The organism is Streptomyces bungoensis, assembly GCF_001514215.1.
In the GTDB taxonomy this organism is placed as follows: domain Bacteria; phylum Actinomycetota; class Actinomycetes; order Streptomycetales; family Streptomycetaceae; genus Streptomyces; species Streptomyces bungoensis.
Map to the genome: position 1 here is coordinate 115,346 of NZ_KQ948855.1, position 24,466 is coordinate 139,811.

The 24,466-nt window shown below is 73.1% G+C and carries 23 protein-coding genes; 9 read left to right on the forward strand and 14 right to left on the reverse strand.

Going from position 1 to position 24,466, the window contains the following annotated elements:
- Nucleotides 1-12: 12 nt before the first annotated feature.
- A complete protein-coding gene (locus tag AQJ66_RS13020; RefSeq protein WP_061920418.1) occupies nt 13-1,251 on the reverse strand; it encodes an N-acylneuraminate cytidylyltransferase in 1,239 nt (412 codons plus the stop codon).
- A 41-nt stretch (nt 1,252-1,292) separates the two neighbouring features.
- Nucleotides 1,293-2,606, reverse strand: a complete 1,314-nt coding sequence (locus AQJ66_RS13025; RefSeq protein ID WP_061920419.1) for a DUF6716 putative glycosyltransferase — start codon at nt 2,604-2,606, stop codon at nt 1,293-1,295.
- Between the two features lie 198 nt (nt 2,607-2,804).
- Between AQJ66_RS13025 and AQJ66_RS13030 the strand changes: the two genes are divergently transcribed.
- The 3 genes from AQJ66_RS13030 (at nt 2,805) to AQJ66_RS13040 (ending at nt 6,324) form a co-directional block, all read left to right on the forward strand.
- Complete coding sequence (locus AQJ66_RS13030) at nt 2,805-3,782, forward strand: glycosyltransferase family 2 protein (protein WP_061920420.1); 978 nt, start codon at nt 2,805-2,807, stop codon at nt 3,780-3,782.
- A complete protein-coding gene (locus AQJ66_RS13035; RefSeq protein ID WP_061920422.1) occupies nt 3,779-5,113 on the forward strand; it encodes an alpha-2,8-polysialyltransferase family protein in 1,335 nt (444 codons plus the stop codon). Before AQJ66_RS13030 ends, AQJ66_RS13035 begins: the two co-directional genes overlap by 4 nt.
- 179 nt (nt 5,114-5,292) lie before the next feature.
- Nucleotides 5,293-6,324, forward strand: coding sequence for an acyltransferase family protein (locus AQJ66_RS13040; protein ID WP_061920883.1), 1,032 nt, complete (start codon nt 5,293-5,295; stop codon nt 6,322-6,324).
- Nucleotides 6,325-6,330: 6 nt separating this feature from the next.
- Here AQJ66_RS13040 and leuE read toward each other — a convergent pair whose 3' ends face one another.
- A complete protein-coding gene (leuE, locus tag AQJ66_RS13045; RefSeq protein WP_061920424.1) occupies nt 6,331-6,981 on the reverse strand; it encodes a leucine efflux protein LeuE in 651 nt (216 codons plus the stop codon).
- Between the two features lie 127 nt (nt 6,982-7,108).
- Nucleotides 7,109-8,689 (reverse strand): acyl-CoA mutase large subunit family protein, encoded by a 1,581-nt coding sequence (locus AQJ66_RS13050; RefSeq protein WP_061920426.1) that lies wholly within the window; start codon nt 8,687-8,689, stop codon nt 7,109-7,111.
- An 80-nt stretch (nt 8,690-8,769) separates the two neighbouring features.
- On the opposite strand from AQJ66_RS13050, the gene AQJ66_RS13055 reads away from it, so the two are divergent.
- Nucleotides 8,770-9,666 carry a L,D-transpeptidase family protein gene (locus tag AQJ66_RS13055; RefSeq protein ID WP_079060207.1) on the forward strand — a complete coding sequence of 299 codons (897 nt, stop codon included), beginning with the start codon at nt 8,770-8,772 and terminating at the stop codon, nt 9,664-9,666.
- Between the two features lie 220 nt (nt 9,667-9,886).
- Here AQJ66_RS13055 and AQJ66_RS13060 read toward each other — a convergent pair whose 3' ends face one another.
- Together AQJ66_RS13060 and AQJ66_RS13065 are read right to left on the reverse strand one after the other, a co-directional pair.
- Nucleotides 9,887-11,083 (reverse strand): hypothetical protein, encoded by a 1,197-nt coding sequence (locus AQJ66_RS13060; RefSeq protein WP_061920428.1) that lies wholly within the window; start codon nt 11,081-11,083, stop codon nt 9,887-9,889.
- Nucleotides 11,083-11,745, reverse strand: a complete 663-nt coding sequence (locus tag AQJ66_RS13065) for an RNA polymerase sigma factor (RefSeq protein WP_061920430.1) — start codon at nt 11,743-11,745, stop codon at nt 11,083-11,085. Before AQJ66_RS13065 ends, AQJ66_RS13060 begins: the two co-directional genes overlap by 1 nt.
- Nucleotides 11,746-12,047: 302 nt before the next feature.
- On the opposite strand from AQJ66_RS13065, the gene AQJ66_RS13070 reads away from it, so the two are divergent.
- Nucleotides 12,048-13,673 carry an IS200/IS605 family accessory protein TnpB-related protein gene (locus AQJ66_RS13070; protein WP_061920432.1) on the forward strand — a complete coding sequence of 542 codons (1,626 nt, stop codon included), beginning with the start codon at nt 12,048-12,050 and terminating at the stop codon, nt 13,671-13,673.
- Between the two features lie 183 nt (nt 13,674-13,856).
- Here the strand turns inward: AQJ66_RS13070 and AQJ66_RS13075 are convergent, their stop codons facing one another.
- The 4 genes from AQJ66_RS13075 to AQJ66_RS13090 form a co-directional block, all read right to left on the reverse strand.
- Nucleotides 13,857-14,687, reverse strand: coding sequence for a hypothetical protein (locus tag AQJ66_RS13075; protein WP_061920434.1), 831 nt, complete (start codon nt 14,685-14,687; stop codon nt 13,857-13,859).
- Nucleotides 14,688-14,749: 62 nt separating this feature from the next.
- Nucleotides 14,750-15,379 carry an RNA polymerase sigma factor gene (locus AQJ66_RS13080; protein ID WP_061920435.1) on the reverse strand — a complete coding sequence of 210 codons (630 nt, stop codon included), beginning with the start codon at nt 15,377-15,379 and terminating at the stop codon, nt 14,750-14,752.
- Nucleotides 15,380-15,514: 135 nt separating this feature from the next.
- The gene (locus AQJ66_RS13085) at nt 15,515-15,784 is read right to left on the reverse strand and encodes a hypothetical protein (protein ID WP_061920437.1); all 270 of its coding nucleotides are present in this window, start codon (nt 15,782-15,784) and stop codon (nt 15,515-15,517) included.
- 64 nt (nt 15,785-15,848) lie between these two features.
- Nucleotides 15,849-16,070, reverse strand: a complete 222-nt coding sequence (locus AQJ66_RS13090) for a hypothetical protein (RefSeq protein WP_061920444.1) — start codon at nt 16,068-16,070, stop codon at nt 15,849-15,851.
- A 229-nt stretch (nt 16,071-16,299) separates the two neighbouring features.
- Between AQJ66_RS13090 and AQJ66_RS13100 the strand changes: the two genes are divergently transcribed.
- Complete coding sequence (locus AQJ66_RS13100; protein WP_061920447.1) at nt 16,300-18,984, forward strand: FG-GAP-like repeat-containing protein; 2,685 nt, start codon at nt 16,300-16,302, stop codon at nt 18,982-18,984.
- An 82-nt stretch (nt 18,985-19,066) separates the two neighbouring features.
- Here the strand turns inward: AQJ66_RS13100 and AQJ66_RS13105 are convergent, their stop codons facing one another.
- From AQJ66_RS13105 to AQJ66_RS13120, 4 genes are all read right to left on the reverse strand, one after another.
- Complete coding sequence (locus AQJ66_RS13105) at nt 19,067-19,468, reverse strand: hypothetical protein (protein WP_107118926.1); 402 nt, start codon at nt 19,466-19,468, stop codon at nt 19,067-19,069.
- Nucleotides 19,469-19,598: 130 nt separating this feature from the next.
- Nucleotides 19,599-20,174, reverse strand: a complete 576-nt coding sequence (locus AQJ66_RS13110; protein WP_061920449.1) for a hypothetical protein — start codon at nt 20,172-20,174, stop codon at nt 19,599-19,601.
- A gap of 89 nt (nt 20,175-20,263) precedes the next feature.
- Nucleotides 20,264-20,938, reverse strand: coding sequence for a DUF4328 domain-containing protein (locus AQJ66_RS13115; RefSeq protein ID WP_061920451.1), 675 nt, complete (start codon nt 20,936-20,938; stop codon nt 20,264-20,266).
- Between the two features lie 62 nt (nt 20,939-21,000).
- On the reverse strand, nt 21,001-22,656 hold the full coding sequence (locus AQJ66_RS13120; protein ID WP_425264276.1) for a beta-N-acetylhexosaminidase: 1,656 nt from the start codon (nt 22,654-22,656) through the stop codon (nt 21,001-21,003).
- A gap of 167 nt (nt 22,657-22,823) precedes the next feature.
- Here AQJ66_RS13120 and AQJ66_RS13125 point away from each other — a divergent pair, with 167 nt between their 5' ends.
- From AQJ66_RS13125 to AQJ66_RS13135, 3 genes are all read left to right on the forward strand, one after another.
- Nucleotides 22,824-23,393 (forward strand): 2-oxo-4-hydroxy-4-carboxy-5-ureidoimidazoline decarboxylase, encoded by a 570-nt coding sequence (locus tag AQJ66_RS13125; RefSeq protein ID WP_061920453.1) that lies wholly within the window; start codon nt 22,824-22,826, stop codon nt 23,391-23,393.
- A 189-nt stretch (nt 23,394-23,582) separates the two neighbouring features.
- On the forward strand, nt 23,583-23,963 hold the full coding sequence (sdhC, locus tag AQJ66_RS13130; protein WP_079060209.1) for a succinate dehydrogenase, cytochrome b556 subunit: 381 nt from the start codon (nt 23,583-23,585) through the stop codon (nt 23,961-23,963).
- Between the two features lie 7 nt (nt 23,964-23,970).
- Nucleotides 23,971-24,453, forward strand: coding sequence for a succinate dehydrogenase hydrophobic membrane anchor subunit (locus AQJ66_RS13135; RefSeq protein WP_061920457.1), 483 nt, complete (start codon nt 23,971-23,973; stop codon nt 24,451-24,453).
- Nucleotides 24,454-24,466: the final 13 nt, after the last annotated feature.

The window sequence follows — 24,466 nt, forward strand, 5'->3', positions numbered from 1 at the left end:
GCTGAGATGTCCTTACTTGGGGAGGGAATCGAGAGAGGGGCCGAGGATCCAGCTGGCGATCTCCCGGATCGCGCCGTCACCGCCGGGGACGGTGGTGACCGCGCGTGCGGCGCCGCGTACGACGTCGTGGGCGCTTCCGACCGCCACCGGCCAGCCGACGAGGGCGAAGCAGGGGAGGTCGTTGACGTCGTTGCCGACGTAGAGCACGCGCTCCGGCGCGATGCCCTGTTCCTCGCACCACTGCTTGAGGGCGAGGTCCTTGCGGTCGATGCCGTGCAGCACCGGGAGCTTCAGCTTCCGGGCCCGGGCGGCGACCACCGGGTTCTGTTCCGTGGACAGGATCAGCATCCGCAGACCGCTCCTGCGCAGGGCGGCGATGCCGAGCCCGTCTCCGCGGTGCACGGAGACGAACTCCCGTCCGTCGGAGTCGATCAGCACCCGGTCGTCGGTCTGGGTGCCGTCGAAGTCGAGGACTACGGCGTCGATGTCGTCGTAGGTGGGGAGCGAACCGGGGAGGTCCGCGTCGAAGAGGGGGGCCAGGGCGCGGGCCCGGGCCAGGTCGTGCGGGTCGTCGATCTCCAGCACGCGCGCGGGGTCGGTGCGGACGAGTTCCGTGCGGCCGAAGAAGCGGTGCCCGTGCTCGCGGAAGCCCGCCGCGTCCATGGCGTAGGCGGCGCCCGTCTCCAGGAAGTCCTGGGGGCGGTCCTGGCGGCGCGGGCGGTAGGCCTTGTCGTGGTTGACGCCCACCCCGCCCTGGGGCTCCGTGTCGGCCTCGCGCCACACGAAGCCGTGGAAGGGGGCCACGGTCACCGCCGTGTCCGCGCCGTCCTCGGCGACCGCGCCGGCCACCCCGTCGATGTCCTCGCGGACGAGGAACGGGCTGGTGCACTGCACGAGCAGGACCACGTCGACCGCCGCGCCGTGCAGCGCCTCGTGGGCGTCCATGGCGTGCAGCACCGCGGCCTCGGAGGTCGCCGTGTCCCCGGCGATGGCGGCCGGGCGCAGCACGACCTCGGCGCCGGCCTCGCGGGCGGCGGCGGCTATGGCCTGGTCGTCGGTGGAGACGACGACGTCGGTCACCAGCCGGGTGGCCCGGCACTCGCGCACCGCGCGGGCCACCAGCGGGACCCCGCCGACGGGGGCGAGGTTCTTCGCGGGCACGCCCTTGGAGCCGCCGCGCGCGGGGATCACCGCGAGCACGCGGCGCACCGAAGCGCCCTGGCCCGCTTCCGGGTTGGCCGGGTTGGACATGGGGTCTCCTTGGAAGGTCCCGGGAAAGCCTGGGAGGGTCGTCACAGCTCCCCCATCCGGCGGATCACCGGGGCGACGCGCTGCACGCCGTGGCGGTAGGCGCCCCGCGCGGCGCGGCGGACGATCTGGCGGACCGGTCCGGGCTCCTTGTCGGCGGCGGGCGCGCCGGGCAGCGGCACGCCGTCGGGGCCGAGGTGGTGCCGGGCGAGGATGCCGGGGAGATAGCCGGGTGCGGTCGCGGGGGTGTAGTAGGGGGTCAGGGGCGGCAGGCCGCCGGGGCGGCCGAGCAGCTTGGTGATGCGTGCGCGGGCGGTGTCGAAGGCCGTCGCGTAGCCGCCGTCGGCGGCGACGCCCTGCCGGGCCACCCACTCCTCGTCCGGCGCCGGCCGGTGCCCGGCGTCGAGCTGGTCCCAGGAGGCGAGGCAGCCGGAGCCGGTGAAGTGGTGGTTGCCGAGCGCCTCGCGCACGCCCAGGTCGGTCAGGACGACCGTGGGGACGCGGCGGTGCAGGGCTTCGAGGGCGGCCGTGGAGCTGACGGTGACCAGCAGGTCGGTGCGGTCCAGCACCTCCCCCATGTGGCCGTAGACCAGGCGGAAGTTGGCGGGCAGATCCCTGCCCTGGACCAGCTTCTGGTACGGCAGCTCCTCGATGTGGGTGGTGTGCTCGCCGGGCTTGGAGCGCAGCTTCAGCAGCACCTCGCGCTCGGGGTGCCTGCGGGCGTGCTCGATCAGCCGGTTCAGCAGGTACGTACGGTCCTTGCGGCTCGCCGGCACGGACGGCTGGGCCGCGAACACCACCGTGTAGGGGTCGTGTTCGCCGGTGTACGGCGCCCCGCCGAGGAAGGGCAGCGCGACCTCGGTGACCGAGGAGGCGTCGGCGCCCACACCCTCGTACACGGCACGGAACCGGTCCGCGTCGTGGCGGGAGTTGGCGAGGACGAGGTCCGCGCCGTGCCGCAGCAGCAGGCCGTCGGCGAGCTTCTCGTAGACGACACCGACGTAGCCGGTGACGACGACGGGCCGCTCGCCGGTGCCGGCCCAGACGGCGCGCAGCCCGTGCAGCATGGCCTGGACGCCGCCGCCGACCAGCGCGAGGACGAGGACGTCGTACGACCCCTCCCGCATGGCGCGCAGGAACTCCACGCCGGTGACCTCGCGCAGGGAGTCGGCGTGGACGCCGACCTCCTGCAGCTGGCGGGCGGTGGGGGTGGCCCGGCCCCGCAGGAGGTAGCCGTCGAGGCGGATTCCGTCGCCGGTGGGGGTGACGCGCTGCGCGGTGAGCGCGCCCCACTTCCACCGGGTGTCGGAATCGGCGAGGACGGCGACCCGCAGGGAGTTCGTAGCACTTGCTGGCACGTCGAAGACGCTAGGAAGCCATTCCGAGGTTCCGCCCAACCCGAAAGCAACAGACGGTTAACAGCACATCGCCGAATGGCGAATCGGGCCGGGAACGCGCGGGAAAAAGGCCTGGTTCACAGCTTCGCCATACGTCGTTCACCCGGCATCAAGCAGGGCGTCAAGACGAATGACGGGCTTCGCCCTAACGTCCCTGGCGTGGTCAAGCTCTCCGTCATCGTGCCGTTCTACAACGTGCAGCAATACGCGCCCGACACCCTCAGGAGTCTGAGCGCGAACGCGCGTGAGGACTTCGAATTCATTCTCGTCGACGACTGTTCCCGCGACGGGACACCAGACATCCTCGCGCGCGCGGAGCGCGAGCTGCCGGGCGCGGTCCTCGTCCGGCACGAGCGGAACGGGGGGCTGGCGACCGCGCGCAACACCGGCATCGACCGGGCGCGCGGCGAGTACCTGACCTTCCTGGACGGCGACGACTGGCTCGCTCCCGGCTACCTCCCGCGGCTGGTCTCGGCCGTCGAGGAACTGGGCTGCGACTTCGTGCGCACCGACCATGTGCAGTGCACGGCGCGGGCCCGCGCCGTGCACCGGGTGCCGGTCGGGCGGCGGAACGTGGTGCTCGACCCGCGCGAGGCGATACTGCCCGCCGACCGGTCCACGTCGGTGGACTACGCGTACGCGTGGGCGGGCGTCTACCACCGCCGGCTGGTGGACCGGGGGCTGCTGCACTTCACCGACGGGCTGCGCACGGCCGAGGACCGGCCGTGGATCTGGAAGCTGCACCGGGAGGCGGAGTCCTTCGCCGCGGTGAGTCTCCTCGGCGTGTTCTACCGGCGCGGGGTCGCCTCGTCACTCACCCAGATCGGCGACATACGCCAGCTCGATTTCATTCGCGCCTTCGACCAGGTCGTCGCGGAAACCGCCACGGACCCGGAGGCGGACGCGCTGCTGCCGAAGGCCGTCCGCACGTATTGCGCCATCATTTCCCATCATCTGGGATCCATCGAAAGGTTCGAGCCCGCGGTGGCGAAGAAACTGAAATCCCTGAGTGCCGCCGCGCTGCGGCGCATGCCGCAGGACGTGCTGGACGAGGCGCTGGACTCCATGGACCTGCTGCGCGCCACCAAGCTGCGCCGGCTGCGCCGCCGTCCCGCCCCCGCGGGAGCCGCCGCGTGAGCACCCAGATCTTCCAGGCGTCGACGCTGTACGGCACGGCCACGCTCGCCGCCGCCCTGGACTCCGGCTGCTTCCGCCCGGCCGGCCGGCGGATCCTGCTGGTCTGCAACAACGCGGCCACGCCCGAGACCACGCCCGGCCTGGACGAGATGCCCGGGTTCGAGAAGCTGCGCGACCGCTTCGACGACGTGATCTCCTACAACGAGACGATCTTCCCGTTCCACCCGGGCGGCTGGGCGCCCCGCGTCGACGACCTGCCGCTCTGGGAGCGTTTCCTGCGCCACGAGTGGCAGCTGGGCGACGAGGACGTCGAACTGGCGGTGGAGTCGATCCAGGTCAACCCGTCCCTGGCGCTCGCGCAGATCTTCACCGGCGCCCCGGTCACGGTCTACGCCGACGGACTCATGAGCTACGGCCCGACCCGCAACAAGATCGACCCGCTGGTCGGCACCCGCGTGGACCGCGTGCTCCACCTCGACCTGGTGCCCGGCCTGGAGCCGCTGCTGCTCACCGAGTTCGCCGTGCCCGGCGAGATCGTGCCGACGCCCGCCTTCACCAAGGTGCTCGCCGAACTCGCCCCGCTCGGCGACGGCCTCCCGGCGGTCGAGGAACCCGCGCTGCTGCTCGGCCAGTACCTGTCCGCGCTGGAGATCCTCACCCCGGAGCAGGAGGAGGCCCTGCACGTCCGGATGCTGAAGGGCGCGGTCGCGCTCGGCCACACCCGGGTGGTGTTCAAGCCGCACCCCAGTGCCCCGGCCCGCTTCACCCGCTCCCTGGAGCAGGAGGCGGAGAGGCTGGGCGCCGAGCTGACCGTGCTCGACACGCCGGTCCTCGCCGAGGTGCTGTACCAGCGGATGCGTCCGGCGCTGGTCGTCGGCTGCTTCTCCACCGCCCTGCTCACCGCCTCCGCACTCTACGGCCTCCCGGTCGCCCGGGTCGGCACCGAACTGCTGCTGGAGCGGCTGACGCCGTACGAGAACAGCAACCGGGTGCCGGTCACCCTCGTGGACGCCCTGCTGCCCGAGCTCGGCGACCGCGCCGCCGTCACCGCGCAGCGCCCGGGCATGGACGTGGCGGCGCTGGGCGCGCTGGTGCGTGCCGTCGGCTTCGCGATGCAGCCGAAGATCCTGCCGGGGCTGCGACCGGAGGCGGAGGGCTGGCTCGCCGGGAACCTGGACCAGCGGACGCTGCGCTACTTCAAGCGCAAGCGGCTGACGTCGCTGGCGCTGCCCGGCGGGGTGCCAGCCCAGCTGGCGTTCATCCCGCGCAACGCCACCGTGCGCCGGATGGCCCGCAAGGCGCGCGGTCTGCGCAGGTCGGTGCGGCGTTGAGGCGCCCGGTGAACGTCCGCCGACGAGTTGGCGGCCCGGGAGCCCGGCGGCCCGGTCCGTGGCGTGAGGCGCCGAGTGCCGCCGAGGCGTCCCGCACCACGTCCGCTTCGTCCCCCACCCTCGACGCCGTTCCCGCCGCGCCGTCCGCCCCCGGCGGGCGCCGGAGCCGGCTGCTCGCCCTGGACGGCCTGCGCCTGGCGGCCGCCCTGCTGGTCTGCCTCTACCACTACGCCGGACGCGGCGGCCCGGTCGCCGCGTCCTGGCACCAGCACCCGGCCCACGTCTTCCCGACCCTGTCCCGGGTGGCCGTCTACGGCTGCCTGGGCGTGCAGTTCTTCTTCGTCATCAGCGGTTTCGTCATCTGCATGAGCAGCTGGGGCCGCACCCTGGGCGACTTCTTCCGCTCCCGCGTGGCCCGCCTCTACCCCGCCTACTGGGTCGCCCTGGTCCTGGTGACCGCGGCGGCCGTCGCCCTCCCGGCCGTCGTGCACCCGGTCCGCCTCGACGAGTTCCTGGTCAACCTGACGATGCTGCAGCAGCCCATGGGTGCCACCCGGGTGCTGGGCGTGTGCTGGACGCTCTGGGTGGAGGTGCGCTTCTACGCGCTGTTCGCGCTGTTCGTCGTCGCGCGGGGAGTCACCTACCGGCGGGTGGTGCTGTTCGCCTGCGTCTGGACGCTCGCGGCCGCCGTGTGCCGCACGTCCGGCAACGAGCTGACGGACCAGCTGCTCATGCCGGAGTACGCGCCCTTCTTCGTCGGCGGTCTGGCCCTGTACCTGATCCACCGCTTCGGCAGCGACCTGCTGCTGTGGGGCATCGTCGCGGTGTCCTGGCTGCTCGCGCAGAGCGAGGCCACGCAGGGTCTGTGGCACCCGGGCGCCCCCGGCGGCGTCCACCGCGACCCGTACGTGGTCGTGCTGATCGTCACCGTGGCCTTCGCCGCCGTGGCCGCCGTGGCGCTGGGGTGGACCCGGTGGGCCTCCTGGCCCTGGCTGGTGACGGCCGGGGCGCTGACGTACCCGTTCTACCTGGTCCACGAGCACCTGGGCTGGTTCGTCATCCGGGTGCTGCACCGGGGGCTGGGTCTGCCGCCGTGGCCGACGCTCGCCGTGACCGTCCTGGGCATGCTGCTGCTGGCCTGGCTGATCCACCGCTTCGTGGAGACGCCGTTGGGCCCGCGGCTGAAGCGGGCCCTGAAGCGGCCGGCGTGAGGCGCCCTACGCGCTGGCGAGCGTCAGCTTGACCGCGAACCCGAGGAAGAGCGCGCCGGCCGCCGAAGTGGCCGTCGCCGACAGCCGCCTGCGGCGCCGGAAGGCGGCGGCGAGACGGGTGCCGCCGAATATCAGCGCGGTGAGGTAGAGGAAGCTGGCCGCCTGCGCGAAGGCGCCGAGGACGACGAAGGAGAGCGCCGGGTAGGCGTAACCCGGGTCGACGAACTGCACGAAGAAGGCGACGAAGAACAGGATCGCCTTGGGGTTGAAGAGGCTGACGACGAGGGCCCGGCGGAAGGGCCGCTCGTACGACGCGCCGGCCGGCGCCGCCTCCTCGACGGTCTCCTCGCGCCGGGTCCGCCACATCTGCCAGGCGGCCCGCATCATCCCGACGGCCAGCCAGGTCAGGTAGCCGGCCCCGGCGTACTTCACGATCCCGAACAGCAGGGCGTTGGCCTTGAGCAGCGAGGCGACCCCGGCGGCGGAGAGCGTCATGAGGACCGTGTCACCGCACCACACCCCGGCGGCGGCGGTGTACCCGGCCCGCACGCCGCGGCGGGCGGCCACGGACAGGACGTAGAGCGAGTTGGGGCCGGGCAGCAGGACGATGAGGACGAGTCCCGCCAGGTAGGTGGGGAGATCGATGACGCCGAACATGGGATGGAGTGTCGCACGGGGGTACGACACTCCGGCCCGCCCGGGTCAGCCGTCACCGCGCTCCACGAGCGTGACCGGGCCCGCGCCGATTCCGCCCGTGATCACTCGTACGAGGTGATCACCCCGCTCAGAACGCGTCCGCCGGCACATGGCTCCCCCAGATCTCCCGGAGGGCGTCGCACACCTCCCCCACCGTCGCCCTGGCCCGCAGGGCCTTCTTCATCGGGTACAGGACGTTGTCCTCGCCCTCCGCCGCCTTCTTCAGGGCGTCCAGGGCCGTGTCCACCGCCCGCCGGTCCCGCTCGGCCCGCAGCTTCCGCAGCCGCTCCGCCTGCCGGGCCTCGATCGCCGGGTCCACGCGCAGGGGCTCGTAGGGCTCCTCCTCGTCGAGCCGGAAGCGGTTGACGCCGACGACCACCCGCTCGCCGGAGTCGGTCTCCTGGGCGATGCGGTAGGCGTTGCGTTCGATCTCCTCCTTCTGGAAGCCGCGCTCGATCGCGGCCACCGCGCCGCCGAGGTCCTCGATCCCGCGCATGAGGTCCAGGGCGGCCCGCTCGATGTCGTCCGTCATGCGCTCCACCGCGTAGGAGCCCGCGAAGGGGTCGACGGTGGCCGTCACGTCCGTCTCGTGGGCCAGCACCTGCTGCGTGCGCAGGGCCAGCCGCGCACTCTTGTCCGTGGGCAGCGCGATCGCCTCGTCGAAGGAGTTGGTGTGCAGGGACTGGGTGCCGCCGAGCACGGCGGCCAGGGCCTGGACCGCCACCCGGACCAGGTTCAGCTCCGGCTGCTGGGCCGTCAGCTGGACGCCCGCCGTCTGGGTGTGGAAGCGCAGCATCAGCGACTTGGGGTTGCGCGCGCCGAACTCCTCCTTCATCACGCGGGCCCAGATCCGCCGCGCCGCGCGGAACTTGGCCACCTCCTCCAGCAGCGTCGTACGGGCGACGAAGAAGAAGGACAGGCGGGGCGCGAAGCCGTCGACGTCCATGCCGGCCGCGACCGCCGTACGCACGTACTCGATGCCGTCCGCGAGGGTGAAGGCGATCTCCTGCGCGGGCGAGGCGCCGGCCTCGGCCATGTGGTAGCCGGAGATCGAGATGGTGTTCCACCTCGGGATCTCGGCGCTGCAGTACTTGAAGATGTCGGCGGTCAGCCGCAGGGAGGGCTTCGGCGGGAAGATGTACGTCCCGCGCGCGATGTACTCCTTCAGCACGTCGTTCTGGATCGTGCCGGTCAGCCGGTCGGCGCCGATGCCCTGCTCCTCCGCCACCAGCTGGTAGAGGAGCAGCAGCAGGGCCGCCGGGGCGTTGATGGTCATCGAGGTGGAGACCTGGTCCAGCGGGATGCCGTCGAACAGCACCCGCATGTCGTCGACGGAGTCGATCGCGACGCCCACCTTGCCGACCTCGCCGTGGGCGAGGGGCGCGTCGGAGTCGTGGCCCATCTGGGTCGGCAGGTCGAAGGCGACGGACAGGCCGGTGGTGCCCTGGGCGATCAGCTGCCGGTAGCGGGCGTTGGACTCGGCGGCCGTGCCGAAGCCGGCGTACTGGCGCATGGTCCAGGGGCGGCCGGTGTACATCGTCGGGTAGACGCCCCGCGTGTAGGGGTACGCGCCCGGTTCGCCCAGTTTCCCCGCCGGGTCCCAGCCGGTCAGGTCGCTCGGCCCGTAGACCGGCTCGATCGGCAGCCCCGACTCCGACTCATGCGCCATCGATGCCTCCGCAGTCCGTTTCGTCCCTCCTCACCATGCCCCGTAGTTCGGCGGCGGTCACGTGGGGAAGCATCCCGGGCATGAGGATCCCGGGGAGATCTGCCGCCGTACGCGCCGCTGCGGCCGTACGCACCTCTGCCGTCGCACGTGGCTCCGCCGCCATACGCGCCTCCACCGCCCTGCTCGCCTGCGTCGCCGCCCTGGCCGCGCTGTGCGGCTGCACCGTGCGGCCGCCGGGCGGCGACGACGGGCGCCACTCGCCGGTGCACATCCGGCTGCCGGGCGCCACGACGGATCCGGCGCCCACCCGGGCGGCGCCGCGGACGCCCGGCCCCGGGACGGCGGGCGACGTCCTGTGGCGGCGCGGGAACAGCGGCTCGGGCGTGCGCGAGCTGCAGGCCCGGCTCCGCCAGGTCGACTGGCTCTTCGACGGGCCGACGGGCTTCTACGACGATCTGACCGAGCGGGCCGTCAGCGGCTTCCAGGGCAGGCGCGGGCTGCCGCGGACCGGTCGGGTGGACCCTGTCACCTGGCAGCGGCTGCTGGCGATGACGCACCCGCCGGGCAAGTGGGAGCTGTACCTGATGGGCGGCCAGCCGGCCGGGGCACCCGACCCGCGCTGTCTGACCGGGCGGGTGCTCTGCGTCGACAAGACCAGCCGCACCCTGCGCTGGATGATCGACGGGCGGACCGTGTCGACGACGGCGGTGCGGTTCGGCTCGCAGTACTCCCCCACCCGCGAGGGCGTGTTCCACATCTACTGGAAGTCACGGCACCATGTGTCGACGCTCTACGACTCCCCGATGCCGTACGCGATGTTCTTCAGCGGCGGCCAGGCGGTGCACTACTCGTACGACTTCGCGGCCCGGGGGTACGCGGGCGGCTCGCACGGGTGCGTCAACGTACGGGACGAGGCGGCGATCGCGGCGCTGTTCGCACAGGTGAGGATCGGCGACGAGGTCGTCGTGTACCGGTGAGATGCGGGGCGCGGGCGGGACCGGGGGAACGTGTCCCGCCCGCGCCAGGTGCACGAGCCGTAGGTACGGGGGGAACCCCGGCTCAGTGCGACGGCCGATGACCAGTCGGCTCACTCAGTACTGCGCGGCGGGGCCCAGAAATGTCACACCTCTCGCGAAGAAATTTTCGCGCCACACGAAAGTGCAGGTCAGAGGGGTGAAGCCGGGGGCGTGCGCCGGTTCAGAGAGTGGTGTAAGACGGGCTCGGCGAGGGCATCGGCGCTCTCGCCCCGCGTCCCCGGGCCGGCGGGGCGAGGCGTGTGGGGGCGGGGGAGGTCACGCCGTCGGGGCGGTGACCGCCGGAGCCGTGTCCCCGGCCCCCGCCGTGGCCCTGGCCCTTGCCTTCGCCCAGGCCTCGGTGGGTGTCGTCGTCACCGCCCTGGCCGTTTCCCGTCCCCTTGCCCTTGCCCTTGCCGCCGGTGCCGTTGCCGTTTCCGGTGCCGGTGCTCTTGCCGCCACCGTTGCCGCCGCCGTTGGCGCCGCCGCTGTTGCCCTGGCCGCCGGTGCCGTTGCCGGTGCCGTTGCCGTTGCCGTTGCCGCCGCCGTTGCCGTTCTGGCCGCCGGCGGTGTACCGGCCCGCCAGGACGGACTTGCAGTACGCGGTGACCCGCGCGGGGCCGCCCGCCAGGCCCTCCAGGGCCTGCCTGCGGCCGGCGCCCAGCTCCTTGCCGTCCCGGATGTCGCGGCAGGCGGCGCCGGCCTCCTGCCACCAGGCGCCGGGGGTTCCGGCGGGGGCGCCGGGAGTGGTGCCCGGACGTGTGCCGGGGGCGTGGCCGGAGGGGCCGCCGCCCGGCGTTCCGCCGGTGCCGGGCGTGCCGGCGCCGGGGGCGAGGCCTTCGGGGGCCGGCGCAGAGGGGGAGGTGAGCGGATGGGCGGGGGTGTGGCCGGCGGAGACGGAGGCGGCCGGCGCGGGGCGTTCGTCGTGGAACGGCACCGGCAGCACCCCGCCGGCGGCCATGGCGACCCCGCCGAGCGTGCCAGCGGCCACCGCCGCGGCGAGCGCGAGCCGGACCGGACGGGCCCAGCGCGGGCGCCGGGAGCGGATTCCGGTACGGCCTCCGGCACCGATGCGGACGAGTCCGGCGTCGGCGCCGCGCGCGGACGCGCCGGACCGGCTGCCGGGGGTGCCGTCGCCCAGGGCGGCGGCGGTGCGCTCGGCCTCGGCCGCCTCGCGGGCCTTGCGGAACGCGGCCAGGGCACTCTGCTCGCCCGGCAGTTCACCGGTCGCGGGAGCCGCCTGCGCGGACAGCGCGCCCAGCGCCTCGGTAAGCCGTTCCGCCTGGTCGCGGGCAGCGGCGTCGACGGCTTCCAGCGACTCACCGCGCAGCAGACGTTCCGCCGTTTCACGATTCAGCCACTTGTCGTGCTCGTCGGCCATCACATGTCCTTCTGCGTCCGCGCACGCGTATGCGTCACAGTTGCGGACGACACCGCGCGACGGCGCGGTTCTCGCTGGGGGGGCAGTGCGTCGAGGACGCCCGCCGATTCCGGATCCTCGCCGAGCAGCTCCGCGAGCCGCTTGAGACCGCGGTGCGCGGCGGTGCGTACGGCGCCCGCGCGCTTGCCGAGGGTCTCGGCCGCGGACTTGGCGTCGAGACCGACCACCACCCGCAGCACGACCGCCTCGGCCTGGTCCTGCGGGAGGCGCGCGATGAGGGAGAGGGCGTGGTCGGTGGTCAGGGCCTCGATGGCCTCGCCGGCGGTGTCGGACTCGGCGGCGCGGCCGGTCAGTTCCGTCTCGTCGCCGCCGATCGCGGGGCGGCGGCCTCGCATCCGTATGTGGTCCAGGGCGCGGTTGCGGGCTATCCGGGCGGCCCAGCCGCGGAACCGGTCGGCGTCCCCGCTGAACCGGTCGAGGTCCCGGGCGATCTGCAGCCACGCCTCGGACGCGACGTCCTCGGCGTCCGCGTCACCGACGAGCGTGCGCACGTATCCGAGCAGCCTCGGGTGCACCGATCGGTACACAGCACGGAAAGCGGTCTCGTCTCCGTCCTGTGCCGCACGCACCGCGGTGGTCAGCTCCGCGTCGTCCCCCAGCACCGCACTCCCTTACGCCTGTCTTCGGATCGGCGCGAAAGGCACGTTACGGCGTGAAACAGCTCGCCGTCCATGTCCGTAGAAGATGCAACTAACTCGTGACCGGGTCCGGATGTGCGCAGGGTGAGGATGTCGGCGGCTGGGATGCGGAACTGCTGCCGGTCTACTGCGCGGGAACACATTCTGGCATGTACGAGTCAGGAAGCCCGGAATCATGGACTCGTGTTCTTCTCTCGAATGCGTGACCTTCGCCGGTGGCCGTCGTTGAAGATTGTGACGGATTGCTGCGACGCGGGGTGGGACGGGTGGGTGCACTGAGGGAACTGGGGGAGCCGTTCGTGGTGCCTGGCCCTTCGGGTGTCGCGGTCCGTACCCGGCTGAAAGGCCTGACGGCCGAGGACGAGCAGGTTTTGCGTCTGGTCGGTGACCACCTGGGGTGGCTGGCCTGCCGTGATCTGAAGGAACGGTGTTCGGCCGGACTGGAGCATGACGGCGACCGGTGGGCCGAGCGCAAGCGTGTGCTGACCGTGGAGTCCTCCTCGCGCTGGGCCGGGTCGCTCACCCGGGCCACGCACGACCAGTGGGCGCTCGCCCGGCGCGGGCAGCTCGCGCACATCCACAGCCTCCAGGCGGGCGTGCGCACGATCCGGCACCGGTCCCTGCCCGTAGGGGAGAAGGGATCCAAGCGGGCGCCGGGCGGTTATCGCAGCAGGCGGGAGTGGTTCGCCAAGTCCCGCCGACTGCAGGTCCTCGAAGACCGGCTCCGAGCGGTCCAGGCCGACTGGCAGGCTGGCGTCGTGCGTGTGGTGCGCGGCGGCAAGCGGCTGCTGAACACCAGCCACCACCTGCAGGCCGCCGGACTGACCCACGAACAGTGGCGATGTCGGTGGCAGGCCGAACGCCGGTTCCTGCAGGCCGACGGCGAGTCCGGCAAGCGGTACGGCAACGAGACCGTCCGCGTCACACCCGGCGGCCAGGTCTCGCTCAAGCTCCCCGCGCCGCTGGCCTACCTGGCGAACGCGCCGCACGGCCGGTACGTCCTCACAGCGAAGGTTTCTTTCGCGCACCGGGGTGAGCAGTGGGCCGACCGGGTGGCAGCGAACCGTGCGGTCGCCTACCGCATCCACGAAGACGTGCAGCGCGGTCGCTGGTACCTGACCGCCTCATGGACCATCCCACCGACCCCGGCCGTGCCGCTGGACGCGGCCCGCGCGAACAGCCTGATCGGTGTCGACACCAACGCCGACCACCTCGCCGCCTGGCGCCTCGACGCGCACGGCAACCCCGTGGGGCAGCCCCTCCGTTTCAGCTACGACCTGACCGGCACCGCCTCACACCGAGACGCACAGGTCAGGCACGCCCTGATCCGCCTGCTGCACTGGGCCCAGCGTCACGGTCTCGCGATCGCCATCGAGGACCTCGACTTCACCGCCGAGACCACCCGCGAGAAGCACGGCCGCCGCACACGCTTCCGGAAGCTCATCTCCGGCATGCCCGTCGCCCGGCTGCGGGCCCGGCTGGTGAGCATGGCGGCCGAACTCGGTATCCCCGTCATCGCCGTCGACCCCGCCTACACCAGCCGCTGGGGCGCCCAGCACTGGCACAAACCCCTCAACAGCACAACTCGCACCACCACTCGCCACGACGCGGCAGCGGTGGCGATCGGAAGGCGCGCCCTGGGGCACCCGATCCGGCGACGGACGGCACCGCCCCGCACCCACCAGAGCGATGGATGCGGGCATCGGACCGTCCAGGCCGAACCGGACACCCCAGGGCGTGAGGAAACCCGCCCCCGCATCCCCGGACCACGGACACGATCCGCGCCACCGGGACGCGACGCGAAAGCGGGCGACCAGTGTGCCCAACACCGTTCGGAGCACACGGCTGAGCACGAGTCCTGGCAACAAGACTCACTCCCACTCAGTCTTTAGGAACGGTGTGACAGAAAACGCACTCGAAGCGCTGAGAAGAGTACGGGCCGCGCGCGGCCCGGACGCGCGACGGCCGGGGCCTCTCCTGTGGGGGGTGGCGGCCCCGGCCGTTGCCCCGTTGACCCGTCGGCGGACGGCGTGACCCGTCGCCGGACGGCGCCCGAGCCGGTCGGTTCCGCCGGGTCAGTTCTTCGCGTGGGACGCGGAGGTGTCGTTCCCCTTGGAGCCGGAGTCGCCGGTCGCACCGTTCCCGCCGCTGTTCTTGCCACTGCCGTTGCCGGAGCCCTTGCCGCCCTTGCCCGGAGCCGCACCGCTCTTGCCCTGGTGCGCGGACCAGTGCGGGTTCCGGGCGTCCGCCCGGGCCAGTTCGGCGGCGCAGTAGGCGGTGACCTCGCCCTCGCCGCCCGCGGCCTTGACGAGCCGCCGCCAGGCGGTGGCGTCGAGGGCCTTGCCGTCCTTGTGCACCTGCTCGTAGGCGCGGCAGTGGGCGAGGGTGTCCGCGGCGGTGGCCGGGTGGCCCGGCCGGGCGGAGGAGGTGCCGGGGGCGGTGCCGTCCCGCGGGGCGGCCGGCTGCCGCGGGGCGCCCGCGGACGGGTGGCCCACCCGCTCGGCGGGATGGCCGCCGTGCGGTGCGGACCCGAACGAACCGACCGACGCGACGGCGACGGCGCCGCCCAGCGTGAGGCTCGCCAGCAGCACGGAGAGGGTGGCCCGCAGCGAGAGCCGGGCGCGCCGGGCCTCCCGCGGCCGCCAGTCGTCCCGGCGCCGGGTGCGCGCCGCGCGGTGGACCCCGGAGTCCCGGGCGGCCCGGAAGGCGGCCACGGCCACCCGTTCGGCCTCGCAGCCGGCGCCGTCGGGGTCGCCGCCCCGGATCACGATGCCGAGCCGGGCCTCGAGCACGGCACCCGGCAGCGGGAGGTCCTCGCCGGGCCGCTCCGGTCGTGCGGAGGTGGTGCCGCCTGGGTGCACACGCCGGCGGCCGGGCACCCCGCCGTCGTCTCGCCGCTCACCCATGTCCGTTCCCGTTCCTCCTGGATCCGTTCTCCCTGATCCATACGGTCCAGAGCCGTCAGCGTTCATGTCGACTCCCCCAGCGTCCGGGGGCCGTCATCCGTCACACCGGCGTCCGGGTCCTGGACGCCGAGCCGGCGGGCGAGTCGTTTCAGCCCGCGGTGCGCGGCCGTGCGCACCGCGCCGGGGCGCTTGCCGAGGACGCGGGCGGCGGCGGGGCCGTCGAGCCCGACCACGACCCGGAGCAGCACGGCCTCCGCCTGGTCGGTGGGCAGGGTGCGGACCAGTTCCAGGGCGCGCGCGGTGGACAGGGACTCCAGTGCCTGCTCGTAGGTGCTGTGCGGGCCGGGCAGTTCCAGTACGTCCTGCTCCAGCGTGGTGCCCCGGGGCCGTACCCGCTGTCTGCGCACGTGGTCCAGGGCCCGGTGCCGGGCGATGGTCGCGGTCCAGCCGCGGAAGCCCGCGCCGTCGCCCTTGAACCGTCCGAGGTCGCGGGCTATCTCCAGCCAGGCGTCGGACGCCACGTCCTCGGCGTCGTCGCCGACGATGCCGCGCAGGTAGCCGAGCAGGCCCGGCTGCACGATCCGGTAGACGACCGCGAAGGCGCTCTCGTCCCCGTCCTGGGCCCGCGCCACGGCCTCGCCCAGTTCCCCGTCGCGCGCCTGCAGGCGCCGGGACTTCCCTCCCTGGCCCAAGAACCGTCCTCGTCCGTACCCGGCGCGGTGCTCGTGCCCGCGCTCGCACCGAATCCCCCCGCAGTCCCCCGCGCGCGACACGGCAGCCCGCGTCCCACGCCCCCAGGGTGATCAGCGCCGCGTCTCACAGATTTGTCACAGCGCCCAGCCGGGCGCCCGGCGGCGCCGGCGTCGGCCGATGGCGATGCGCGGATGTCCGCGTGGAGCTGGCGAGCGTCGCCCCGTACCGGCGCTGTGGGCCACGGGGCGACCGCCGTGGATCGGCAGCTTCCAGGGCTCGCCGGCGTCCACTTCGGGGACACCGGCTGCGGCGTAGAGGTCGTCGACGAAGCTCCAGGCCTTGTCGATCGAGTCGGCGACACCCGCTGCGTACTCGTCGGGGTGGTGGTTCCAAGCCGTGGCCATGAACGCCGCGAGCCAGGTGTGGTCGTCGTCCCGGATCTCGGAGCGACCGGAGATACGCGGCAGGTCATTCCACCCCGGACGGCAAGGTCACGGTTCCGCCGAACACCCCACGGTTGTCGGCCCGTACCTCCTGGCTCACCGTGATGTCGCCGCTTCGGAACGGCACGAGGAACGTGAACGCGTAGCGGTGTGACGTGACCCGGTAGCCCTGCTCTTCGTCGCCCAGGTCCCACACGCGGCGGACCGTGCTGGTGCCGCTCGGGCGGCCGCCGCTGGTGTCGATCACGCTGGGTGAGAAGGGCGGGCGTGTCAGCTGCTCGCTGGCGGTGCGCGGCCGGCATGTCCAAACCGCCTCCGCCTACGGCAAGTTCGGGCGGGCCACCTGCCAGGCCGAACTTCCCTCACCGACGCCCACCGCCGCGGCCGGGTGACGGTCCGCGAGGTCGGTGCGCTGTACAAGTTGCCACCTGTGAGACAGGTGATGCCATCGTGTTGATTCCCTAGGGGTGGGACAGTTGAGTCCTCGAAGTACCCATGCGTACAGACCGCTCAGCCTCAAGCGCCGGGCGTGGCTGACGCTCGGCGCCGTCGTGCTGGGCGGGGCGGGAGCCGTCACCTACGCGGTCGCGTCTCCCGGCCGGCAGGACGGCAAGGAGGCGACCCGCAAGGCGTCCGTGCACACGCTGAAGCTGCAGAACCGCGGCTCGGGCCGCAGGGGGCTGGACCAGCAGAGCACCGACCGGTTCAGCGCACTGCTGCTGACCTGGGACGACGCCCAAGCCGAGGCCAAGGGCACGCCCGAGGTGCGGACCAAGGACCGGGAGACCGGCAAGTGGTCCGGCTGGCAGAAGCTGCCGGACGACCCGTACCAGGCCGACGGCGCGGAGGCGAAGCGCGCGGGCGACACCCGGGGCGGCACCGCCTCGCTATGGACCGGTGACTCCGACGGCGTGCAGGTGCGCCTGGTGAAGTCCGACGGCACGGAGGCGGGCGGCCAGCCGGCCGGCATGGACGTCAAGCTGCTCGACCCGGGCACGGACCCGGCGGGCGGCCCGAAGCCGGCCGCGTACGCGGCGGACACGACGACGGCGGCCGCGAGCGACTCCCCGTCGCCTTCGGACTCGGTCGTGCCGACGGACTCCCCCTCCGCGTCGGCGTCGCCGTCCGACTCGGCTTCGGCGTCGGCCTCCGCCTCCGACTCGGCACCCGCCTCACCGTCCCCGTCCGACTCGGTCTCGCCGTCCCCGTCGTCCACCGTCCCCGCCCCCGTGCCCTCGACGGTCGCCAAGCCGCCGATCATCACGCAGGCCGAGTGGGGCGCGTCCACGGACTACGACGGCACGCCGAGCTACGGCACCGAGATCAAGGCCGCCGTCATCCACCACACCGGTGTCGACAGCGACAACACGATCCCGTGCACCGACTCCCGGGCCCGGATGCGCACCATCCAGCAGGAGCACTTCTCCCGCGGGTACTACGACATCGGCTACAACTTCGTCGTCGACCGCTGCGGCCAGATCTTCGAGGGCCGCAGCGGCGGCATGGACCTGCCGGTGGTCGGCGCGCACGACATCGGGTTCAACACGAACACGGTCGGCATCTCCTACATCGGCAACTACATGACGGCGAAGCCGTCGCGGGCCGCGCTCGACTCGATCGCGCGCGTCGTGGCGTGGAAGTTCGGCATGTACGGCGTCGACCCGACCGGCAAGGTCACGCTGACCTCCGGCAGCCCCAAGGGCCAGGACGGCAACCTGGTCGACCAGGGCCAGCAGATCACGCTGCCGCGGGTCTTCGGGCACCGGGACACCAACGCCACCGCCTGCCCCGGCGACAACCTGTACGGCAAGCTGCCCTTCATCGCCGCGCTCGCCAAGACCCCGGGCATCTCGCACGCGCTGCCCACCTCGGACTACAACCGGGACGGTGCGGCCGACCTGGTGGCCGGCACGCCGAAGGCCAACTCGGTGACGGTCGTGCCCGGTGGGACCGACGGCCTCGTCCAGGCGGACAAGCTGACGCTCACGCAGAGCAGCCCGGGCGTGCCCGGCACCTCCGAGTCCGGTGACCAGTTCGGTGCCGCGACCGCCTGGGGCGACGTCAACGGCGACGGCTACGCCGACCTCGCGATCGGCGCGCCCGGCGAGGACGACACCAGCGGCCACGCCGACCGGGGCGCGGTGACGGTCCTGTACGGGCCGGGCCTGGACTCCGGTTTCTCGTACACCACGTCGGGCGTGACGGCGGCCGGGGCCAAGCTCGGCTCCGCGGTCGCGGTCGGCGACTTCAACGGCGACGGGAAGGCGGACGTCTTCTCGGCCGGCACCGGCCAGGGCGGCAACTTCAACGTCCGGCTGACCGGCGGTGCCACCACCTCGGGCACGCTGACCACGGCCACCGGCTCGGTGGCCTACCTGGACGCGGCGACCGGTGACTTCAACCGCGACGGCTACACCGACGTGGCCCTGAACTACCGCGACAACGGCGGCATCGGGCGCGTGGTCCGGTTCGCGGGCTCCGCGAGCGGGCTGACGAAGGCCGGCGTGATCTCGGTCAAGGGCGGCCGGTCGGTCGCCGCGGCCGACTTCGACACCGACGGCTACGACGACATCGCGATCGGGCAGCCGTACACCGCGGAGTCCGGCGCCTACGCGGGCGGCCAGGTCACCATGGTGCGCGGTTCGTCCACCGGGTTCACCACCACGGGCCTGCGGACGATCCACCAGGACACCGGCGGGGTCCCGGGTGCCGCCGAGTCCGGCGACGCCATGGGCGCCTCGGTGTCCGCCGGCGACTACAACGGCGACGGCTACCCGGACCTGCTCGCGGGTCTGCCGGGCGAGGACATCACCCGGGACGGCACGAGCCGCACCGACGCGGGCTCGGCCGTGCTGCTCAAGGGGACCTCGACCGGTCTGTCGGGCAGCGGCGCGATCTCCGTCTCGGAGGACACCTCGGGTGTGCCCGGTGCCACCGAGAGCGGTGACGCGTTCGGTACGTCGGTGTCGCTGACCGACCTGTCCGGGTGGGGCCGGGCCGACCTGACGTTCGGCGTGGCCGGCGAGGACAGCGGTGACGGCATCCTGATGTACCTGCCGAGCAACAGCTCGGGGCTGGGCTACTCCCAGACGACGGTGCTCAGCAAGTCCACCCTCGGCACGCCGGCGGGCGCCCGCCTGGGCACCACCCTGACGCCGTGACCCGGTAGGCCCGTACCTGCGCGTCACGCCCGTCTCCGGTCCGGCCGGGACCCCGCTCAGCGGGGTCCCGGCCGGACCGCGTTCAGCGGGCGGCGGTCGCGTCCCGGCACAGCAGGCGCAGGGAGCCCTGGCCCTCGAAGCACCGGCGCGCCTCCTCCAGGGGGTCCCACAGGCGGCCGTCGGGGGTGCGGATCCAGTGGTCGCCGCCGGTCGCCCACCACTCGGCGCCGGTCTCGCGGACGAGGACCTCGCCGGCGTAGGCCCCGAGGCCGCGCAGCACGTTCTCGATCGCCGCGAGCGGCGGTCCCTCCCGCCGTATCTCGTCGATCAACCGGTCGACCCGCCACACGCTCCGCGCCGAGTAGTCGAGCCGCACCCGCGCGCCCTCGCGCAGGGTCGCCACCGCGTCGGCGGCCCACCGGGCGGGCTTCGCGGCGGCGTGCGGCCTGGTCTCCTGCTGTGCTGTCAGAAAGTGCGCTGTCACATAGGGAAGAGCGGGCCGGGCGGGGCATCCGTCACGCGGACCGGGGATGTCCCCGCAATCCGCGCAGGACCGCCCCGCGGCCCTCGCAGGACGGTCACCGGACTTACCCGGAAAACGGGTTTGGCGCCGGTCAGCCGCGTCCGCGGGCCCGCCGGGAGACCACCGCGCGCAGCACCCGGCGGCCCTCGACCGAGACGTCCAGGGCGCGGCGCAGGCCGCCCGCGCCGTGCTCGGCGAGGAGTTCCAGGACGACGGTCTGGCGGCGCAGTTCGGCGGCGACGAGCGGCGAGAGGTCCTCGGTGGTGCCCGCGCGTGCGGCCTCCAGGTCCTCGTCACCGGCGCCGGCGTCGGTGGCCGGGCAGAGGAGGTGGTGGATGCGCAGGGCGGCGAGGGAGCAGGCGTCGGCCCAGGCGCGTACGGCGTCGGCGGTGCGCTCGGCCGGGGCCTCGTCCAGCATGCGGCGGGCCAGCAGGGCGGCCTCGTCCTCGCCGGGTCCACCCGGCCCGCCGGAGTCCGCGGGGGCGAGCGCGCCGCGCGCCTTCTCCAGGCCCGCGGTCCAGTCGGAGCCGTCGGCGAGGTTCGCCCACAGCGGGCGCAGCACCTCGTCGTCGCCGCCGAGCAGGGCCACGCACCGATCCAAACAAGCCAGGCCGCCTGCGGCCAGTGCACGTTCGTCGGCCTGCGCGATCAGTTCCACCAGGCTCATCGACCCCTCCCTCGCAGGGCCCTCTTTCACGGAGCCCGCACTTCCCCTTACTGCGTGCGACGGCATGAGCCTGTCACAGCAGTGGGTTTTCAGCCAAGGGCCGGGGCGAACACGGGCTGGGTGAGAGCCTTCTGCTCCTGCATGCGGGTCAGCCGCAGGACGAGGCGGATCGCCAGGGCGGCGGCGACGATGTCGACGGCGTCCGCGGCCATCACCTGCTGCGCCGCGGCACGGAAGCCGGCGGCGGTGTGCGCCGAGTCGTAGAGGTCCGTCATGAGCCGGCCCACGTTGATGGAGACGAGCCACAGGGCCCACCACAGGTTGATCAGCCCGTGGCGAGGGCGCGCGCCGGCGGGGACACTGGCGTCCCACACGTCCAGGATCACCCGGCGCGGGTACCAGAGGTTGGCGAGGGGCACGACCCATCCGGCGATCACCCACGCGCGCGCCTTGCTGTGCCCGTCCGGGTCGAACACCTCGGCGTTGACCCGCACCCGGTAGAGCCAGAGCACGAACACCACCCCGCAGCCCAGCAGCGCCAGCGACTGGAACCCGCCGGCCACCGAGTGCACGAGGTCGGCGCGGTGGGCGCGCGGGGACAGGCGCCCGCCGAGGGCGCCGGCGCCCGCCGCGAGGTCGCCGGCGGCGCGGTGGACCTCGGTACCGGCCCAGAGGTCGAGCAGGTCCGTGACGGCGACCAGCCCCAGGGCCGCGACGGCGACCCGGCCGAGCACGTGTGGTGAGCGCAAGCGTGTACTGGGCATGACAGTCCCCCGGGTCCCCGTGTGAGGTGGCGCACGCGGACGATACCGCGCCCCGCGGGAGGTCAGCCCAGCCGGTCCGCCAGCGCCCTGAACTCGCTCCACGACAGCGCCGGCGCGCCCGGGTCCCACAGCTTCTGCACGGTGGCCCGCAGCGGCATCCGGATGCCCGCGGCGACCTGGGCCTCGGTCTGCGCGTTCGGGAAGTCGCTCCACACCGCGAAGGAGCCGCCGGGGATCTGCGCGTCGTAGCGTGCCGGCACGGAGGTCGTGCCGCGCAGCACGCGCGGGTTCCACCGCTCGTAGATCCGCTGTCCCGTCGGGTACACGAAGGTCTGCGGCTGCCCGAGCACGTAGTACAGGAACTCGTCGTTGTAGTTGAGCACCTTCCGTCCCGCGCTCAGGTACTCGACCGGCTGCCGGGCGCCGATCTCCTTGCCGGTCCAGTAGGCGACCTGGAGGTCCTTGGCGGGCTGCACGGAGGTGCCGCGGAAGAAGCCGTCGTTCCACGCCCGCAAGGCCCTGCCGTGGGCGCGGACGGTGGCGGCGCGGTCGTTCAGCCAGCCGGTGGCGAGGTCGGCGACGGTCCCGCCGGAGCCGTACCTCTGCCGGGCGGCGGCCGCGAGCTGCGGGTAGGAGGCCTCGGGGTTCGCCACGGTGAGCGCCTGGTACTCGTCGCCGCCGAGGTGCCACTGGCCGCCCGTGAAGAGCCCCGCGTACTCGTTCAGCAGGTCGTCGAGCAGCTTGGCGGAGGCGGCCTTGGAGATGTCGATCGCGCCGCGCGTGGGGGTCCCGCTCGCGTTGCGCAGCTGCAGGTCGGGGTGGGCGGCGAGGACCGCGCCCAGGTGGCCGGGCGAGTCGATCTCGGGCACGACGGTGATGTGCCGGCTCGCCGCGAGGGCCACGATCTGCTTGACCTGCGCCTTGGTCAGGTGGTCCTTGGAGACGATCTCGGGGTGGCTGGTGGACTCGATCCGGAAGGCCTGGTCGTCGGAGAAGTGCAGCCCCAGCTCGTTGAACTTCAGGTCCCCCAGCTCGCGTATCCGGTCCTCGATCCAGGAGGCGCTGTACGGCTTGCGGGCGATGTCCAGGTTGAAGCCGCGCACGGGCTTGGCGGGCTGGTCGCGCACGACGCCCTCCGGGGCCGTGCCGCCGCCGCGGACCTCCTGCTTCAGGGTCCGGGTGCCGTAGAACACCCCCGTGTCGGCCGGCCCGCCGATGTCCACGCGCCCGCCGCGGACCGTCATGGTGTACGACTCCGGGCCCCCGCTGCCGCCCAGTGCCAGCCGCACGTCCCCGGCCCGTGCGTCGCCCCGCTGCCCCGCGTACGTCAGGCCCAGCTCACCGGCAGTCAGCCGGCCCTCGTCGGCCAGCCGGGGGTCGCTCACCACGACCCGCCCGCCCGGCCGCGGGCGCCAGCCCGGACCGCGCTCCGGGGTGTGGGAGCGCACCGCGGGAATGGTGCGCGGCGCCCGCGAGAGCGGATAGCTCCGGCTCGGGCTGGGGGTGCTCGGGGCGGCGGCCCGGCCGGACGCCGGGCGGGACGCCCCGCCCGGCGACGACGCCGCAGCGCTCCCCGCCGGTCCCGGCCCGCCGCCGTCCGCCGAGGCCCACACGCCGACGCCCACGGCGAGCGCGACGGTCCCCGCGAACGCGGTGGCGACCACCGCCCGCTTCCGCCTCAGGTGCTGCGCCGAGGCCCGGCGCCTGTGCTGGATCACCCCGCCAACGTACGTCCGATCGGCGGTTCGCCCGTCACCGAGGTGTTCGCAAACTCTCCCGTTCGAGTGAAATTCGCGCATCCGTCGGACACGCAGTGACCACTCTCGATAACGTGACGACACACTTTTCACAGGACCCCCTGCCACATCCCCCTGACACACCGCATGTGACGCGAGGACCCACGCTGCCCGCCCATCGTCTGCCCTGCCTCCCCAAGCCGCTGGACGCCTTCAACGTCGCCCCCGCCGACGAGGCGGACGCGCTCCTCCGGCGTTGCCTGCGCAATCCGCGCTGGTCCCGCCGGGTCACCGCACACCGCCCCTACCCGGACCTCGAGTCCCTGCTGGCGGCGGCGGACGAGGCGGCGTACGACCTGTCGGCCGCCGAGATGGCCGAGGCCCTGGCGGGCGAGCCGCTGCCGGAGCTGCCCGCGGACACCTACTCGGCGGCCCACATGGCCCTGAGCGCCGCCCACGCGGCCTACGAGTCCCGATTCGGACACACGTTCGTCATCTACCTCGGCGACACGCCGCCGAACGAGTCCCTCGACCGCGTCCTCGAGGCCATCCGGTCACGATTGGCGAACGATCCGGAGGAGGAGCGGGTGACGGCGGCGGAGGAACTCCGGCGCCTGGCGCGCAGCAGGCTGGAGGCGCACCTGAGGGGCTCGGGGCCGTGCGGGTCCGCCGCTGCGCGGGGCGCGACCAGCCACAACGCGACCACACCCGGCGCATAACCGGCCACATCCGCCGCAATCCGTCCCATTAGGCCACCCGCGTGCCACTTTGATCACACAAGTAGGCCCCCCGTAAGCCTCACCCGACCGCACGGATACGATGCATAGGGCCGGTGGACCGTACCCGGCCGGGCCCGACCGACAGTGAAGCCGGCGCGGCCCTAGTCCCCGCTCCCGGAGGGTTCTTCCGTGCCGGCTGGAACGCTGTACCGCGGCCGGGAAGGAATGTGGTCCTGGGTGGCTCACCGAGTCACCGGCGTCCTCATCTTCTTCTTCCTGTTCGTCCACGTCCTGGACACCGCACTCGTGCGTGTCTCCCCCGAGGCCTACGACAAGGTCGTGGCCACGTACAAGACCCCGATCGTCGCGCTGCTGGAGTACGGCCTCGTCGCCGCCATCCTCTTCCACGCGCTCAACGGCCTGCGCGTCATCGCCGTCGACTTCTGGTCCAAGGGCCCGCGCTACCAGAAGCAGATGTTCTGGACCGTGATGGGTGTCTGGGTCGTCCTGATGGCCGGAGCGCTCTACCCGGTCCTCGGCCACGCCTTCCGTGTCGTCTTTGGGAGCTGACGCCGCCATGTCCACGACTGAAACCACCGCGTCCGGAGTGGGCCCCGTCGAGGGCGCTCCGGTCCACTCCGTCGACAACCCGGCCCCGCTGATCGAGGCGCCGCGCAAGCGGACCAAGAAGTCCCCCAAGTCGACCCGGGGCAACTTCGAGCTGGCGGCCTGGCTGTTCATGCGCCTGTCCGGCATCGTGCTGGTGATCCTGGTCATCGGCCACCTGCTGATCCAGCTCGTGCTGGACGGCGGTGTCTCCAAGATCGGCTTCGCCTTCGTGGCGGGCCGCTGGGCGTCCCCCTGGTGGCAGGTCTGGGACCTGCTGATGCTCTGGCTCGCCATGCTGCACGGCGCCAACGGCCTGCGCACGGTCATCAACGACTACGCGGAGCGTCCCGCCTCCCGCATGTGGCTGAAGGCCCTGCTGTACACCGCCACGGTGTGGACCATCCTGCTGGGCACGCTGGTGATCTTCACCTTCGACCCGAACATCCGCTAGGCACGGGGCTGCG